Source organism: Cellulosimicrobium sp. TH-20, from assembly GCF_002105775.1.
Taxonomy (GTDB): Bacteria; Actinomycetota; Actinomycetes; order Actinomycetales; family Cellulomonadaceae; genus Cellulosimicrobium; species Cellulosimicrobium funkei.
The window spans coordinates 415,510-430,139 of the sequence record NZ_CP020857.1; the positions used below are offsets into that span (position 1 = coordinate 415,510).

Consider the following 14,630-nt stretch of genomic DNA (forward strand, 5'->3'; position numbering starts at 1 on the left):
CGCCGTCAGCCGGTGCCGGCGCTGCCCGCGGCGTCCTCCGCCGCCGCGATCTCGCGCGCCTCCGCCTCGCCCCACGCGTCGACGTGGCGGTGCGGAGGTCCGGGCGGCGGCGAGTACCCGGGGTGCGGCCCGGGCGTGAGGTAGGTGCGCGCGAAGAACAGCGAGGCGGCGAGGTCCTCGCGCCGCTCGGCCGCGGTGCGGGCGCGCCGCGTCGAGATCTCGACGACGACGTCCCCCTCCCAGCCGCGGCGCACGAGCTCGGCGAGGACGAGGTCGCACGGCTGGTCGCCGCGCCCGGGGACGAGGTGCTCGTCCGTGATGGACGACGACCCGTCCGCGAGGTGCACGTGCGCGAGGCGGCCGTCGAACACGTCGAGCAGCGCGAGCGCGTCCTGCTGCGCGACGGCGGCGTGCGACAGGTCGAGCGTGACGTGCTCGTAGCCGTGCTCGGACGGGTCCCAGCCGGGCAGGTACGCCTGCATCTCGCGCTTGCGGCTGCGCCACGGGTACATGTTCTCGACCGCGATGGTGACGCCCTCGGTCTCGTCGAGCTCGCCGACGAGGTCCTCGAACTCGCGCGCGTACCGGTACTGCCAGCGGAACGGCGGGTGCACGACGACGGTGCTCGCCCCGACCTCCTGCGCCAGCTCGACGCTGCGCCGCAGCTTGGGTCCGGGCGACCGTCCCCACACCCGCTGGCTCACGAGGAGCGTGGGCGCGTGGATGCTGCGGATCGGCACGTCGTGCTCGGCGGAGAGCCGGCGCAGCGCCGCGGCGTCCTGCGTCGTCTCGTCGGACCACACCATGACCTCGACGCCGTCGTACCCGAGGTCGGCCGCCGCCTCGAAGGCGTACTGGGCCTTGCGCGGGTAGACGCTCGCCGTGGACAGCGTGACGTGGATGCGCGGCTGCTCCCCCGGTGACCGGGGGGCCTCTCGCGGCGTCGTCGCGTCTGACATGCCGGTCACCCTAGACCCGTCCGCTGTGGCCCACACCAGCGGGCGGCCGTCGTCGACGACGCCGCGGCGCACGGAGGGCTTCCGACCCTCCCCTTTCCGGGCCGGATCGCCTAGGATGCACTGGTCCAGACCACTTGTCTGCCGGAGGAACACCATGGACCGTGCCGTCGTCGTCGCGATCACCGAGGGCCTGCACGCCCGCCCGGCCGCGCTCTTCGTCAAGACCGCCGCCGCCCAGCCCGCGCCCGTGCGCATCGCCAAGCCCGGCGGCGACGCCGTCGAGGCGGCGAGCATCCTCGGGGTCATGACGCTCGGCGTGTCCGCCGGGGACGAGGTCGTGCTGTCGACCGACGCCGACGGCGACGACGCGAGCGCCTCGATCGACGCGCTCGTCGCCTTCCTGGAGCAGACCGAGGTCTCCTGACGCCGTGCCCGGCCCCGTCGTCGCGGGGCCGGGCACGGCGCTCGTCACAGACCCAGCTCGTCGAGCACCGGGAGCCGGGCGCGCACCGCCGCGCGCGCGGCGTCGGGCGTGGGCTGCTGCAGCGCGAGGAACGCGAGCTCCTCGCACTCCTCCGACGTCGTGGCCGCCAGCACCGCGGCGACGTCCGGGAGCGCGCGCGGCGTCATGGACAACGACGTCACGCCGAGCCCGACGAGCACCGGGGCGAGCACCGGGTCGGCCGCGGCCTCCCCGCACACGCCGAGCGGTCGCCCGTTGAGCGCCGCGCCCGAGCCCGTGGCCCCGACGAGCGCGAGAACCGTCGGCTGCCACGCGGTGGACAGGCGCGCGAGGTCGGAGACCTCGCGGTCGGCCGCCATCGTGTACTGCGTGAGGTCGTTCGTGCCGATGCTCGCGAACGCCGCCCTGGCCAGCACCCAGCGCGCGCCGAGCGCCGCGGCCGGCACCTCGATCATCACGCCCGCCGTCGCGAGGCCGTGGTCCGCGCACAGCGCGACGAACGACTCCGCCTCGTCCGGCGTCGCGATCATCGGCGCCATGACCCACACGTCCGCCGTCTCCGCCTCTGCCGCGCGCGCGACCGCCGTGAGCTGGCGGTCGAGCACGTCGGGGTGGCGGCGCGCGGTCCGCAGGCCGCGCACCCCGAGCGCCGGGTTCGGCTCGGCGTCGGGCGTGACGAACGGGAGCGGCTTGTCGGCGCCCGCGTCGAGCGTGCGCACGACGACCTTGCGGCCCGGGAACGCGGCGAGCACCTCGCGGTAGGCCGCGACCTGCTCGTCGACCGTCGGCTCGACGGTGCGACCGAGGAAGCAGACCTCGGTGCGGAACAGCCCGACGCCCTCCGCGCCCGCCTCGGCGGCGGCGCGCGCGTCCGCGCCGTCCGCAACGTTGGCGAGCAGCTCCACGCGGCGGCCGTCCGCCGTCCGCCCGGGACCGTCGAGGCGCCGCCGGGCGCGGCGCGCGCCCCGGGCCGCGACGACCGCCGCCACGTCGTGCTCCGCCGGGTCGCGCTCCACCGTGCCGAGGCCGCCGTCCACGAGCACGGTCTCGCCGTCGCGCAGCGCGAGCGCGCCCTCGACCGCCACGACGGCCGGGATGCCCAGGGCGCGCGCGAGGATCGCCGTGTGCGACGTCGGCCCGCCGCCGCGCGTGACGACCGCGAGCACGCGCTCGGGGTCGAGCTGTGCCGTGTCCGCGGGCGCGAGGTCGTCGGCCACGAGCACGAAGGGATGACCCGGGTCGGGCACACCCGGCACGGGGAGGCCGAGAAGGGTCGCGACGATCCGGTCGCGCACGTCCCGCACGTCGCGCGCCCGCTCGGCGAGGAGGCCGCCCAGCGCCTCGAGCCGCCCGACGACGACCCCCGCCGCGTCCCACACGGCACGGGCCGGGGTGGCCCGCTGCTCGCGCACCCGCCCGACGGCGTCGCGCGCCAGGGCGGGGTCGGCCGCCATCGCGGCGGTCACGCCCAGGACCTCCGCCGCGGTGCCCTCGGCCCGCGCCGCGCGGGCGGTGAGGTCCTCCTGGACCGTCGTCACCGCCGCGAGGACCTGCGTCACCGCGAGGTCGACGTCGGCGTCCGACGCGTCGGCGGGCAGCGGCGCCGGCCCCGGCTCCGCGACCGAGCCGGACATCCGGGCCACCGGCCCCGCCGCCCGCCCGGGGCTGACCGGCACGCCGGTCAGCCCCGAGTCGGCGGCCCGCGCCGGGGCGCGCGTCGCGCCGTCGGCGAGCGTCACGCCGTGCCCCCGCTGCCGGACGCACCCGCTCGGCCCCGGGCGCCCGCCTCCGCTGCGTCGGCGTCGCGTCGCACCGACGAGACCTCCGCCGCCGAGGCGTCGGGCCGCGCGTCCTCGGTGGTGTCGACGGCGCCGGTCGCCCGGACGGCGCCCTCCGCGTCGTCGTCCTCACGACCCGGCGTCCGCAGGTTCCAGCGGGTGATGACGAAGCGGAAGAGGACGTAGTAGAGCACCGCGTACCCGAGCCCGATGGGGATGAGGAGCAGCGGCATCTCGGCGATCCGGAAGTTCAGCAGGTAGTCGATCGCGCCCGCGGAGAACCCGAACCCGTCGCGGATGCCGAGCGCGTTGACGAGCGCCATCGACGTGCCGGTGAGCACCGCGTGGATGACGTACAGCGGGTAGGCGACGAACACGAACGCGAACTCGAGCGGCTCGGTGACGCCCGTGACGAACGAGACGAGCGCGGCCGAGCCCATGATGCCCGCGACGACCTTGCGCTGCGCCGGCTTGGCGGTATGGACGATCGCGAGCGCGGCGGCCGGGAGCGCGAACATCATGATGGGGAAGAACCCGGTGAGGAAGGTGCCCGCGGTGGGGTCGCCCGCGAGGAACCGGAAGATGTCGCCCTGCGCGACCGTGCCGTCGGCGGCGGTGTACTCGCCGAACTGGAACCACGGCAGCGAGTTGAGCAGGTGGTGCAGGCCGATGGGCACGAGGAGGCGGTTGAGCGTGCCGAAGACGAACGCGCCGAGGATGGTCGAGCCCGTGACGAACCCGCCGATCTGCTCGTTGATGAGCCAGTCGAACGCGGGGTAGATCAGCGCGCCCACCACGGCGATGAGCACCGAGACGCCCGCCGTGACGATCGGCACGAACCGCCGGCCGCCGAAGAACGCGAGGTACTGCGGCAGCTTGATCCGGTAGTACTTCTGGTACAGGAGCGCGGCCGTCAGGCCGATGACGATGCCGCCGAGCACGCCGTAGTTGATGAGCGCCTGCGTCTCGCCCTCCGCCGCCTCGCCGAGCACGTAGGGCGAGAGCGAGTCGCTGACGCCCTTGAAGACGAGGTAGCCGATGAGGGCGGCGAGTCCCGTCGTGCCGTCCGACTTCTTCGCGTACCCGACCGCGACGCCGAGGGCGAAGATGATCGGGAGGTTGCTGAACAGCGCGTTCCCGGCGGCGCCGAGGACGTCGGCGACGGGCTGCATCCACGCGAAGGTGCCGGCGACGCCGTCGGCCCCGAGCATGTCCGGCTGGCCGAGGCGCAGCAGCAGCGCGGCGGCGGGCAGCGACGCGATGGGCAGCATGAGCGAGCGCCCGACGCGCTGGAGCTGCGCGAAGCCGGGCACCCCCCTCTTGGTCCTCGTCGGTTCGGCGACGGTCGTCATGTCCTTCTCCTCCTGGGCAGGCCTGGGGCGCAGGCGAGGTGCGTCGTGCGGCGGCTGTGGCGCGACGTCGAGCGGCGTCGTTGCCGGTCCCGGGGCGCGACGAGAAGACCTGGGGTCGTCGTGCCCGGGCTGTCGGTCCAGGTTGTCTGGACCACTTGCAGGAAGAGTGGTCTAGACCTCATGATGTGTCAACCCCCGAGGGTGACCCGGGACACACGGCAGGCCCCGCGGGGCGCGTCGCCGCAGGTCGCACCACGGCCGGGCAACGAGAATGCAGCCGTGGAGAACGCGGCACCGGAGCAGGACGGTCGGCGACGACCGGGACCAGGGACGGCACGAGGACGAGGACGCGGCACGACGATGAGCAGGTCACGATCGCAGGCGAGCGAGCACAAGTACCTCACGGTGCGCGCCTACCTCGCCGACCTCGTGGCGAGCGAGCTCTCCGTCGGCGACGCGGTGCCGTCCGAGCGCAGCCTCACCGAGAAGTTCGGCGTCTCGCGCATGACCGTGCGCCAGGCCGTCGACGCGCTCGTCACGGAGGGCGTGCTGGAGCGCGCGCAGGGGCGGGGCACCTTCGTCGCGCCGCCGCGCGCCGACTTCGAGATGCGCCTCACGACGTTCGGCGAGGAGGCACGACGGCGCGGCATGGAGCCGGGCACCGAGGTGCTGGAGGTCGGGACCGTCCCCGCGCCCGCGTCCGTCGCCGAGTCGCTCGGCCGCGCGACCGGCGACCCGATGCACCACGTCGTGCGCCTGCGCACCGCGGACGGGTCGCCCATGAGCGTCGAGGAGGCCTGGATCCCCGTGGACCTCGCCCCCGAGCTGCTCGACGACGGCGTGCCCGAGAGCCTCTACGGCGCCCTGCGCGAGCGCGGCCTCGCGCCGACGTGGGGCGAGGACACGATCACCGCGTCCGACGCCACCGTCCAGGAGCAGAAGCTCCTCGGGCTCCGCGCCTCGCGAGCCGTCATGCGCACCGTGCGGCGCACGTTCGCGGGCGACTCGCCCCTCATGTACTCCCGCTCCAGCTACCGCGGCGACCGGTACAGCGTCTTCGTCCCGCTGCGCGAGGCGCGCCCGACGCTCGTGCCCCGCAGCACCACCGCCGACGACGCCGCCGCGGACGGGGGAGCCGTCACCGACGACGCGCCGACCGACCAGCTCGCCCCCGTGCCGGTGCCGGCACGGGCGACCGAAGGGAACGACCGATGACACAGTCCGACGCGGAACGCGCCGCGACGATCCTCGCCGGCCTCGGCGGGGTGGGGAACATCGAGGAGATCGACCCGTGCACCACGCGGCTCCGGTCGCTCGTCAAGGACCCCGCGCTCGTCGACGCCGCGCTCCTGCGCCGCGCCGGCGCGTTCGGCGTCATGGTGAACGGGCGAGTCGTGCAGGTGGTGGTCGGCCCGCAGGTCGACACCATCGCGTCCGACCTCGCCGACCTCATGTGAGGAACCCGGCCCGGGCGCGACCCGGGCCACCGCCCTTCTCCGCGCACCCCGCGCACCCCGACCGGCACGGCTGCCGGCCGGCCCCCCGACCCGGCCCCGGCCGGACCCCGACCACGAGGAGCACCCGTGAGCAAGGCAGAGCAGATCCTCCGAGGCCTCGGCGGCGACGCGAACGTCCTCGACCTGGAGGCGTGCATCACGCGCCTGCGCGTCGAGGTCGAGGACCCGGCGCTCGTCGACGACGCCACGCTGACCGCGGCCGGGGCGATCGCCGTCGTGCGGTCGGGCGCCGCGATCCAGGTCATCGTCGGCCCCGAGGCGGACAACATCGCCTCCGACATCGAGGACCTCCGCTGATGGCGGCGCCGCTCACGGTGCTCGTCCCCGTCACGGGCACGGTCGTGGACGTCGGCGACGTCGACGACCCCGTCTTCTCCGCCGGGCTCGTCGGCCCCGGGCTCGCGGTCGAGCCCGACGACGCGCAGGGCGGCGAGGCCGTCGCGCCCATCACGGGCACGGTCGTCAAGCTGCACCCGCACGCGTTCGTCGTCCAGCACGACGACGGCCGCGCGGTCCTCGTACACCTCGGCATCAACACCGTCCAGCTCGGCGGCGAGGGCTTCACGACGCACGTCGCGCAGGGCGACCACGTCCAGCGCGGCACGGTGCTCGTCACGTGGGACCCGAAGGCCGTGCGCGCCGGCGGCCGGTCGGCCGTGTGCCCCGTGGTCGCGCTCGAGGCGGCGCCCGACGACGTGACCTCGCTCACCGAGGTCGGCGCGTGGGCCGCCCACGGCGAGGAGCTGCTCACCTGGGGCTGACGCCCGGCCCGCCCTGCCGGCGCGACCCGGCGAGGCCGGGCGGGGCGCCGTGTGTCAGTCGAGCACGGCGGTCGCCTCGACCTCGACGAGCACCCCCGGCGCGAAGAGCGCCTGGACACCGATCAGCGAGGCAGGGGGGAGCGGCCGCGGCATCGCGAGCTCGTCCGAGACGCTCTCGATGCCGGCCAGGAAGTCCGCCATCGCGGTCGGCTCCCACCCGACGACGAAGAACGTGAGGCGCACGACGTCGTCGAACGTGGCACCCGCGGCCGCGAGCCCCCGGGCGGTGCTGCGGAGGGCCGCAGCGACCTGGCGCGCGAGGTCGTCGCGGTCGGGGTCTCCGCCGACCTGGCCGGCGACGTGCACCTGGCGGCTCCCCGTCGCGACCGCGACGTGGTGGTAGGGGGCGGGCTGGAGCATGCCCTCGGGGGTGAGTCGCTGGACGGCCATGGGGACCTTCCTTCCGGTCGGGTATCCCATGGATACTTGATCGCCCGAACGCACTTCAACGAGACGAGGTGTCGTGCCCGATACCGCCCCACCACCCGCGTCGCACCGTCTGGAGATCGGCGACGACCACCGGCGCCTGCTGAACCAGGTGCTCGACACGTGGTCCGTCCACGTCCTCGAGACCCTCTGCGACGGCCCCGCACGGTTCAACGAGCTCCGGCGCGCGATCCCTGCCGTGACGCAGAAGTCGCTCGTGGCGACGCTGCGGCGCCTCGAGCGCCACGGCATCGTCGACCGTCGCGTGGTCCGCACCCGGCCCGTCGCGGTCGAGTACCGCATCACCCCGCTCGGCAAGTCGCTCCGCGAGCCCGTCGACGCGCTGCTCGCCTGGGTCGACGCGCACCGCCGCGAGGTCGAGGCGGCCCAGCGCCGGTTCGACGACGAGCTCGACGACGGCGAGCCGGACTACCTCGTCAGCCGCGCAGCGGGAGCGTGAGGGACGGGACGTCGCCCGGCTCGCCGCGGTCGACCACGCGGACCGGCACGCCCCAGTCCTGCTGCGCGAGGTGGCACGCGGGGAACACGTCCGGGTCGGGCTCGCCGTCGGGGCCGAGCGGGACGACGTCGCACGACGCCGCCCGGGCCGTCACGTGCAGCACGCCCTCCCCGACCGCGGGGTTGATGACCAGGTCGCGCCCGAGCTCGACGCCGACGCCCTCCCCGGACAGCAGGAGCTCGGGCGGCGTCGCGCTCACGCGCAGCTCCGTCGACGGACCGAACCGGTCGTCGAGCTTCTGCCCCGGCGCCGGGACGAACGGCACGTCGAGCCACAGCGGCCCGGCCCCGATGTCGGTGACGGGGCGCTGCGTGCGGTGCGCGCCGCCGTCGAGCACCTCGCCCGCGAGCGACGCCGGGAGCGCGACGCGCGTCAGGCGGTGCGCCGCGGACTCCACGACGAGCAGGTGGACCTGCGGCTCGCCGTCCGGCCCCTCGCCCACCTGCACGACGACGCCGCTCGGCTCCGCGAGGCCCGTCGCCAGGGTCGTGACCTCGCCGGCGAGGCGGGTTCCGAAGGTGTCGTCCCCGACGCTCCCGGCGTCACCGGCCGCGGGCGCGAACCGGCGCAGCGCGCCGTCGTAGGTGTCGGCGACGACGACGCTCCCGTCGGGCAGCGTCGCGACCCCGAGCGGGTGCTGCATCAGCGCCTGCTCGGCCGGGCCGTCGCGGTGGCCGAAGTCGAACAGCCCTTGCCCGACGGCGGTCCGCACCTCGACGCCCTCGGGCACCACGGCGACGCCACCGCCCAGCCCGGACACGCGGCGCAGCGCCGAGGTCTCGGCGTCGGCGACCCAGACGGCGCCGTCGGGTGCGACCGCCAGCCCGGACGGCTGGGCGAACCAGGCCGACGCTCCCGGCCCGTCCTCCAGACCCTCGTTCGTCGTCCCGGCCAGCAGCCCGAGCTTCCACCAGTCGAAGGCCCACAACGTGTGATGGCCCGCCATCGCCACGACGAAGCCGGCCAGCTCGTCCGACCAGGCGACGTCCCACGGCGAGGAGAGCCGCACGTCGCGCGGGTCGTAGGTGGAGCCCGGATCGAACGGTCCGAACCGGGGCGTGCCCTCGTCGTCAGGGACGACCACGTTCTCGACCCCGCCCACCATGAACTGGTCGCCCGTGCCCGCGACCGTCGTCACGTGCCCGTCGGCGAGCCGTACCCCGCGGAGCGCATGGTTCGCGGTGTCCGCCACGAGGACGTCGAACCCGTACGTCGCACGCTCGCGCTCCGGGACGAGGCACAGCCCGTTCGGCTCGGCGAACCGCGCGTCCTCGGGGCCGCCGTCGGCGAGCCCGCGCTCGCCGGACCCGATGCGCCGGACGAGGGTCTCGCCGTCGGGCAGGAGCTCGGCGAGCGCGTGGTGCCCGGCGTCCGCGACGAGGATGTTGCCACCGGGCAGCTCGATCGCCTTCGCGGGGAAGCGCAGCGTGCCCGACGACGGCTCGGGCGCCACGTACGGGCCGTCGCCCCGGTGCAGCGTGCCCTTCGCGTCGTGCTCCGCGACGAGCTCCTCGACGAGCGCGGCGATCGCGGACGCGTGCCCCTCCCCCGCCATCTGCGCGACGACGTAGCCCTCGGGGTCGACGACCACGAGCGTCGGCCAGGCGCGCGCCGCGTACGCGGACCAGGTGACGAGCTCCGGGTCGTCGAGCACGGGATGGTGGACCTCGTACCGCTCGACCGCGGCCGCGAGCGCCGCCGGGTCCGCCTCGTGCTCGAACTTCGGCGAGTGCACGCCGACGACGACCAGGACGTCTCGGTGCCGCTCCTCGAGCTCGCGCAGCTCGTCGAGGACGTGCAGGCAGTTGACGCAGCAGAAGGTCCAGAAGTCGACCAGGACGATCTTGCCGCGCAGGTCGGCGAGGGTCAGGTCGCGGCCGCCGGTGTTGAGCCAGCCGTGCCCGACGAGCTCGGACGCGCGGACACGGGGAAGTCGCTCGGTGGTCACGCGGCCATTCTCGCGCGCCGGCGCGCTGTGGACCGACGACGCCTCAGGGCCGGCGCAGGTCTCGGCGCAGCGCGTGGAGCTCCCGCGTCGCGCCGAGGCCGACCACGGCGACCAGGTCGCCCGCGACACGCAGCTCGGTGAGCAGCCCGCCGCCGTCGAGCGTGCGGTGCTCCGGGGTCGCGCCGGGCACCGCGACGCCGAACCCGGCGACCTGGGCGCCGTGCAGCACGAGGGAGAAGCCGGCGTCCGGCACGTACGGGCCGAGATCCGGGCCGCCGACGAGACGACGCAGGACGGCGCGCGCCGCGTGGGCTCCCTGCGCGACCGCGGCGTCCCAGTGGTCGGTCCGGAACCGTCGTCCGCGCCGGTCCCGGTGGACGGCGACCGCCCCGGCGGCGAACAGGCCGGGCGCGGCGGGGACGGCGAGGCGGTCGTCGACGTCGACGCCACCGCCGGTGCCGGGCGCGGCGGGCGCGGTGCCGTGCGCGACGACCGCGAGGTCGGACTCCAGGGTCGCCCCGCCCGCGAGGCGCACGGTGACGCCGCCCGGACGCTCGGTCACCGCCTCGACCCGGCGGCCGAGGTGGGCGTCGAGGTGCTCCTCGTGGCGCTGGGCGACGGCGCGCGCGACCGCGGTCCCGAGCGCCCCCGCGAGCGGGAGCCGGGAGCGGGCGACGAGGTGGACGGTCGCGCCGACCTCGGCGAGCCAGGCGGCGGTCTCGGAACCGACGAACCCGGCGCCGAGCACGGTGACCGTGCGCCGCGCGGGATCGGGGCCGAGCAGGGCACGCAGCCGCTCGGCGTCCCGTGCGGTGTGCAGGTGCACCACGCGGGGCTCCCCGCCGTCGGCGCCCGCGAGCGCCGGGACGCGGTCCACGGCCGGGCCGGGCCGAGGCACCGCGCCCGTCGCGAGGACGACGGCGGCGGCGGTGAGCTCGCGCCCGTCCGCGAGGACGACGGCCCGCCGCTGGGGGTCCAGGCCGATCGCGCGTGCCCGCACGAGCTCGACGTCGGGCGGCACCGGCAGGGCGGCCTGCTCCGCAGTGAGCAGACCCTGGAGGATCGCCTTGTCGACGAGGGTGCGCAGGTACGGCTCCCCCTCCTCGCCGTGCACGAGGACGACGCGACCGTCGAAACCTTCGCCGCGCAGCGTCGTCACGGCGGCGTGCCCGGCTGCTCCGCCGCCGACCACCACCACGTCCGGCCCGTCCACGTCGCCCATCTCTCCTCCTTGACCTCAATACCCCCTGTGGGTATATTCGCCATCCTAGCCATACCCCATGGGGGTATCAGCACGGAGGAGGAACGTCGTGAGCATCGTCGAGATCGAGTACCAGGTGACCGGGATGACGTGCGGCCACTGCGAGATGTCGGTGCGCGAGGAGGTCGGGCAGGTGCCCGGCGTTACCGCGATCGACGTGAGCGCGACCACCGGTCGGCTGATCGTCACGGCCGACCAGCCCCTCGACGACGCCGCGGTCCTCGCCGCCGTCGACGAGGCCGGCTACACCGCGGAGCGGGTGCGATGAGGGCGCCCGCCCGGATCGGGCTCTACGTCGCCGGGCTCGGGGTCGTGTTCGTGGCCTCGGCCGCGGTGGCGGGCGCCGTCGTCCCCGAGGGCGCCCTCTCGGGGAAGCCCGCCGCGCACGCGCCGGAGCAGCACGCCGCCGCGAGCGACGACCCCCCGCAGGAGACCACGAGAGGAGCGGACATGGTCGGCGGACTGTCCCTGGAGCAGGGCGGCTACACGCTCGGCGAGATCGAGGCGCCGCAGACGCCGGGCACGCCCGGCGAGCTCGCCTTCACCTTGACCGACCCCGCGGGCGAGCCGGTGACCGACTTCGCCGTCGCGCACGAGCAGCGCCTGCACCTCGTCGTCGTGCGCTCCGACGGGGCGCACTACCGCCACGCCCACCCCGAGATGGACGAGGCCGGCCGCTGGTCCGTGCCCTGGACGTGGGACGCCGCGGGCACCTACCGCGTGTACGCCGACGCCGTCCCCACCGGGGGCGACCCGCTCACCCTGAGCCGCACCGTCGAGGTCGCGGGCGAGGTCGTGCCCGTGCGGGCCGACGCCCCCACGACCACCGCCTCGGTGGACGGGTACGACGTCGCGCTCGAGGGGAGCCTCGAGGCCGGTACGGTCTCGAGGCTGGCGCTCGAGGTCACGCGGGACGGCGAGCCGGTGACGACGCTCGAGCCTTACCTCGGCGCGTTCGGCCACCTCGTCGCCCTTCGCGACGGCGACCTCGCCTACCTGCACGCCCACCCCGAGGGCGCCGAGGCAGCGCCGGGCGAGGCCTCGGGCCCGACCGTGGCGTTCGCCGTCGAGGCACCGACCGCGGGCCGGTACCTCCTGTACCTCGACTTCCAGGTCGAGGGCCAGGTGCGCACCGCGGCCTTCACCGTCGAGGCCACCGGCGCCACGTCGACCCCCGACGACTCCCCGGACGACGCCCCGGCGGGCGACGACCCCGCCCCGCACGACGACCACTGACCACCCTGCACCGGGCAGCGCGCTGCCCGGCCGGAAGGAGCACCTCATGACGGCATCGGCCGCCCCGTCGCCGGGGACGTTCGTCGAGCTCGAGATCGGGGGGATGACCTGCGCCTCGTGCGCCATGCGGATCGAGAAGAAGCTCAACCGGCTCGACGGCGTCACCGCGACCGTGAACTACGCGACCGAGAAGGCGAGGGTCACCGTCCCGGACGGCGTCGACGCCGCCACGCTCATCGCGGAGGTCGAGAAGACGGGTTACACGGCGCAGGTCCCGCGCGCCGAGGCCCCCACCGCCGACGAGGACGCGGGCACGGACACGGACGACCCCGAGCTCACCGCGCTGCGGCACCGGCTGATCGGCGCCGTCGTGCTGTCGGTCCCGGTCATCGCCATGGCGATGGTCCCCGCGCTCCAGTTCACGTACTGGCAGTGGGCGAGCCTCGTGCTCACCGCGCCCGTCGTGGTGTGGGCGGCGTGGCCGTTCCACCGGGCCGCGTGGACCAACCTGCGCCACGGTGCGGCCACCATGGACACCCTGATCTCCGTCGGGACCAGCGCCGCGTTCCTCTGGTCGCTGTACGCGCTCTTCCTCGGCACGGCCGGGGAGCCGGGCATGACGCACCCGTTCACGCTCTCGGTCGCCCGGACCGACGGCGCGGCGAACATCTACCTCGAGGTCGCCGCGGGCGTCACGACGTTCATCCTCGCGGGCCGCTACTTCGAGAAGCGGTCCAAGCGGCAGGCGGGCGCCGCGCTGCGCGCCCTGCTCGAGCTCGGCGCGAAGGACGTCGCGGTGCTGCGCGACGGCGCGGAGACCCGCATCCCGATCACCGACCTCGCCGTGGGCGACGAGTTCGTCGTGCGCCCGGGCGAGAAGATCGCGACGGACGGCACCATCGTGGCCGGCACGTCCGCCGTCGACGCCTCGATGCTCACGGGCGAGTCCGTGCCCGTCGAGGTCGGGGAGGGCGACGCCGTCACCGGGGCGACCGTGAACGCCGGCGGGCGGCTCGTCGTGCGCGCGACGCGCGTCGGCGGCGACACCCAGCTCGCGCAGATGGCGCGCCTCGTCGAGGACGCGCAGTCCGGCAAGGCGCAGGTCCAGCGCCTCGCCGACCGGGTCTCCGCGATCTTCGTCCCCATCGCCATCGCGATCGCCGTCGGCGCCCTGGGCGCGTGGCTCGGGGCGGGCGCCCCCGCCTCGGCGGCGTTCACGGCCGCCGTCGCGGTCCTCATCATCGCGTGCCCGTGCGCGCTCGGCCTGGCCACCCCGACGGCGCTGCTCGTCGGGACGGGACGCGGCGCGCAGATGGGGGTGCTCATCAAGGGACCGGAGGTCCTGGAGTCCACGCGCTCCGTGGACACCGTGGTGCTCGACAAGACCGGCACCGTGACGACGGGCGTCATGACGCTCGCCGACGTCGTCACCGGGACGGGCACGGACCGCGCGGAGCTCCTGCGCCTCGCGGGCGCGCTGGAGGACGCCTCCGAGCACCCCGTCGCCCGGGCGATCGCCCGCGGTGCGGCGCAGGAGGTGGGCCCGCTCCCCGTGCCCACGGAGTTCACCAACGTCGAGGGCAAGGGCGTGCAGGGCGTCGTGGACGGGCGAGCCGTGCTCGTCGGCAGAGAGACGCTCCTCGCCGAGTGGGCGCAGCACCTCCCGCGCGAGCTCGCCGACGCCAAGGCCCGCGCCGAGGAGCAGGGCGGCACGGCCGTCATCGTCGGCTGGGACGGGCAGGCTCGCGGCGTCCTCGTGGTGGCCGACGCGGTCAAGCCCACGAGCGCCGAGGCGATCCGCCAGCTCCGCGCCCTCGGCCTCACCCCGGTGCTCCTCACCGGGGACAACGCGACCGTCGCCCGACGGATCGCGGCCGAGGTCGGCATCGACGAGGTCATCGCGGAGGTCATGCCGAGCGACAAGGTCGACGTCGTCAGCCGGCTCCAAGGCGAGGGCAAGGTCGTCGCGATGGTCGGCGACGGCGTGAACGACGCCGCCGCCCTGGCGCAGGCAGACCTGGGCCTCGCCATGGGGACGGGCACGGACGTCGCGATCGAGGCCGCCGACATCACGCTCGTGCGCGGCGACCTCCGCTCCGCGGCCGACGCGATCCGCCTCGCGCGGCGGACGCTCGGGACGATCAAGGTGAACCTCTTCTGGGCCTTCGCCTACAACGTCGCCGCGATCCCCCTGGCGGCCCTCGGCCTGCTCAACCCGATGCTCGCCGGTGCCGCCATGGCGTTCTCGAGCGTCTTCGTGGTGGGCAACAGCCTGCGCCTGCGGTCGTCCTCCAGCCGCGCGACGGGCTGACCGCCGGAGCGGTCCCTCACACCCGGACGCGTCGAGCG

General features: G+C 75.4%; 15 protein-coding genes. 9 read left to right on the forward strand and 6 right to left on the reverse strand.

Translation table 11 applies throughout. The features are described from left to right. Positions 1–5: 5 nt before the first annotated feature. Positions 6–959, reverse strand: a complete 954-nt coding sequence (locus tag B8281_RS01855) for a sugar phosphate isomerase/epimerase (protein ID WP_081600354.1) — start codon at positions 957–959, stop codon at positions 6–8. A gap of 154 nt (positions 960–1,113) precedes the next feature. Here B8281_RS01855 and B8281_RS01860 point away from each other — a divergent pair, with 154 nt between their 5' ends. Next, entirely contained in the window at positions 1,114–1,383 is a 270-nt protein-coding gene (locus B8281_RS01860) for an HPr family phosphocarrier protein (protein WP_021483009.1), read from the forward strand. Between the two features lie 44 nt (positions 1,384–1,427). Here the strand turns inward: B8281_RS01860 and ptsP are convergent, their stop codons facing one another. Both ptsP and B8281_RS01870 read right to left on the reverse strand, forming a co-directional pair. After that, positions 1,428–3,056: a phosphoenolpyruvate--protein phosphotransferase gene (ptsP, locus tag B8281_RS01865; RefSeq protein WP_232322752.1), complete on the reverse strand. Its 1,629-nt coding sequence runs from the start codon at positions 3,054–3,056 to the stop codon at positions 1,428–1,430. A gap of 101 nt (positions 3,057–3,157) precedes the next feature. Beyond that, entirely contained in the window at positions 3,158–4,552 is a 1,395-nt protein-coding gene (locus B8281_RS01870; protein WP_085386726.1) for a PTS transporter subunit EIIC, read from the reverse strand. Between the two features lie 360 nt (positions 4,553–4,912). Between B8281_RS01870 and B8281_RS01875 the strand changes: the two genes are divergently transcribed. From B8281_RS01875 to B8281_RS01890, 4 genes are all read left to right on the forward strand, one after another. After that, positions 4,913–5,767, forward strand: coding sequence for a GntR family transcriptional regulator (locus B8281_RS01875; RefSeq protein ID WP_085386727.1), 855 nt, complete (start codon positions 4,913–4,915; stop codon positions 5,765–5,767). After that, positions 5,764–6,009, forward strand: a complete 246-nt coding sequence (locus B8281_RS01880; RefSeq protein WP_021482555.1) for a glucose PTS transporter subunit EIIB — start codon at positions 5,764–5,766, stop codon at positions 6,007–6,009. Before B8281_RS01875 ends, B8281_RS01880 begins: the two co-directional genes overlap by 4 nt. Positions 6,010–6,135: 126 nt before the next feature. Beyond that, a complete protein-coding gene (locus B8281_RS01885; RefSeq protein WP_061267010.1) occupies positions 6,136–6,366 on the forward strand; it encodes a PTS transporter subunit EIIB in 231 nt (76 codons plus the stop codon). After that, positions 6,366–6,830 (forward strand): PTS glucose transporter subunit IIA, encoded by a 465-nt coding sequence (locus tag B8281_RS01890; protein WP_085386728.1) that lies wholly within the window; start codon positions 6,366–6,368, stop codon positions 6,828–6,830. Before B8281_RS01885 ends, B8281_RS01890 begins: the two co-directional genes overlap by 1 nt. 54 nt (positions 6,831–6,884) lie before the next feature. Here B8281_RS01890 and B8281_RS01895 read toward each other — a convergent pair whose 3' ends face one another. Next, positions 6,885–7,280: a RidA family protein gene (locus B8281_RS01895; protein ID WP_034650926.1), complete on the reverse strand. Its 396-nt coding sequence runs from the start codon at positions 7,278–7,280 to the stop codon at positions 6,885–6,887. A 73-nt stretch (positions 7,281–7,353) separates the two neighbouring features. On the opposite strand from B8281_RS01895, the gene B8281_RS01900 reads away from it, so the two are divergent. Further along, entirely contained in the window at positions 7,354–7,776 is a 423-nt protein-coding gene (locus B8281_RS01900) for a helix-turn-helix domain-containing protein (protein WP_051028499.1), read from the forward strand. On the opposite strand, the gene B8281_RS01905 is transcribed toward B8281_RS01900, so the two are convergent. Both B8281_RS01905 and B8281_RS01910 read right to left on the reverse strand, forming a co-directional pair. After that, positions 7,754–9,784, reverse strand: a complete 2,031-nt coding sequence (locus B8281_RS01905) for an NHL domain-containing thioredoxin family protein (protein ID WP_085388561.1) — start codon at positions 9,782–9,784, stop codon at positions 7,754–7,756. The two genes, B8281_RS01900 and B8281_RS01905, sit on opposite strands and share 23 nt — an antisense overlap. A gap of 43 nt (positions 9,785–9,827) precedes the next feature. Further along, the gene (locus tag B8281_RS01910; protein ID WP_085386729.1) at positions 9,828–11,006 is read right to left on the reverse strand and encodes an FAD-dependent oxidoreductase; all 1,179 of its coding nucleotides are present in this window, start codon (positions 11,004–11,006) and stop codon (positions 9,828–9,830) included. Positions 11,007–11,130: 124 nt separating this feature from the next. Between B8281_RS01910 and B8281_RS01915 the strand changes: the two genes are divergently transcribed. The 3 genes from B8281_RS01915 to B8281_RS01925 are packed head-to-tail and all read left to right on the forward strand — an operon-like array spanning position 11,131 to position 14,592. Continuing rightward, positions 11,131–11,313, forward strand: a complete 183-nt coding sequence (locus B8281_RS01915; RefSeq protein ID WP_369824959.1) for a heavy-metal-associated domain-containing protein — start codon at positions 11,131–11,133, stop codon at positions 11,311–11,313. Further along, entirely contained in the window at positions 11,310–12,281 is a 972-nt protein-coding gene (locus B8281_RS01920) for a heavy metal-binding domain-containing protein (protein WP_085386731.1), read from the forward strand. The genes B8281_RS01915 and B8281_RS01920 overlap by 4 nt, the downstream gene beginning before the upstream one ends. A 46-nt stretch (positions 12,282–12,327) precedes the next feature. Continuing rightward, positions 12,328–14,592, forward strand: coding sequence for a cation-translocating P-type ATPase (locus B8281_RS01925; protein ID WP_085386732.1), 2,265 nt, complete (start codon positions 12,328–12,330; stop codon positions 14,590–14,592). The last annotated feature ends 38 nt before the right edge of the window (positions 14,593–14,630 follow it).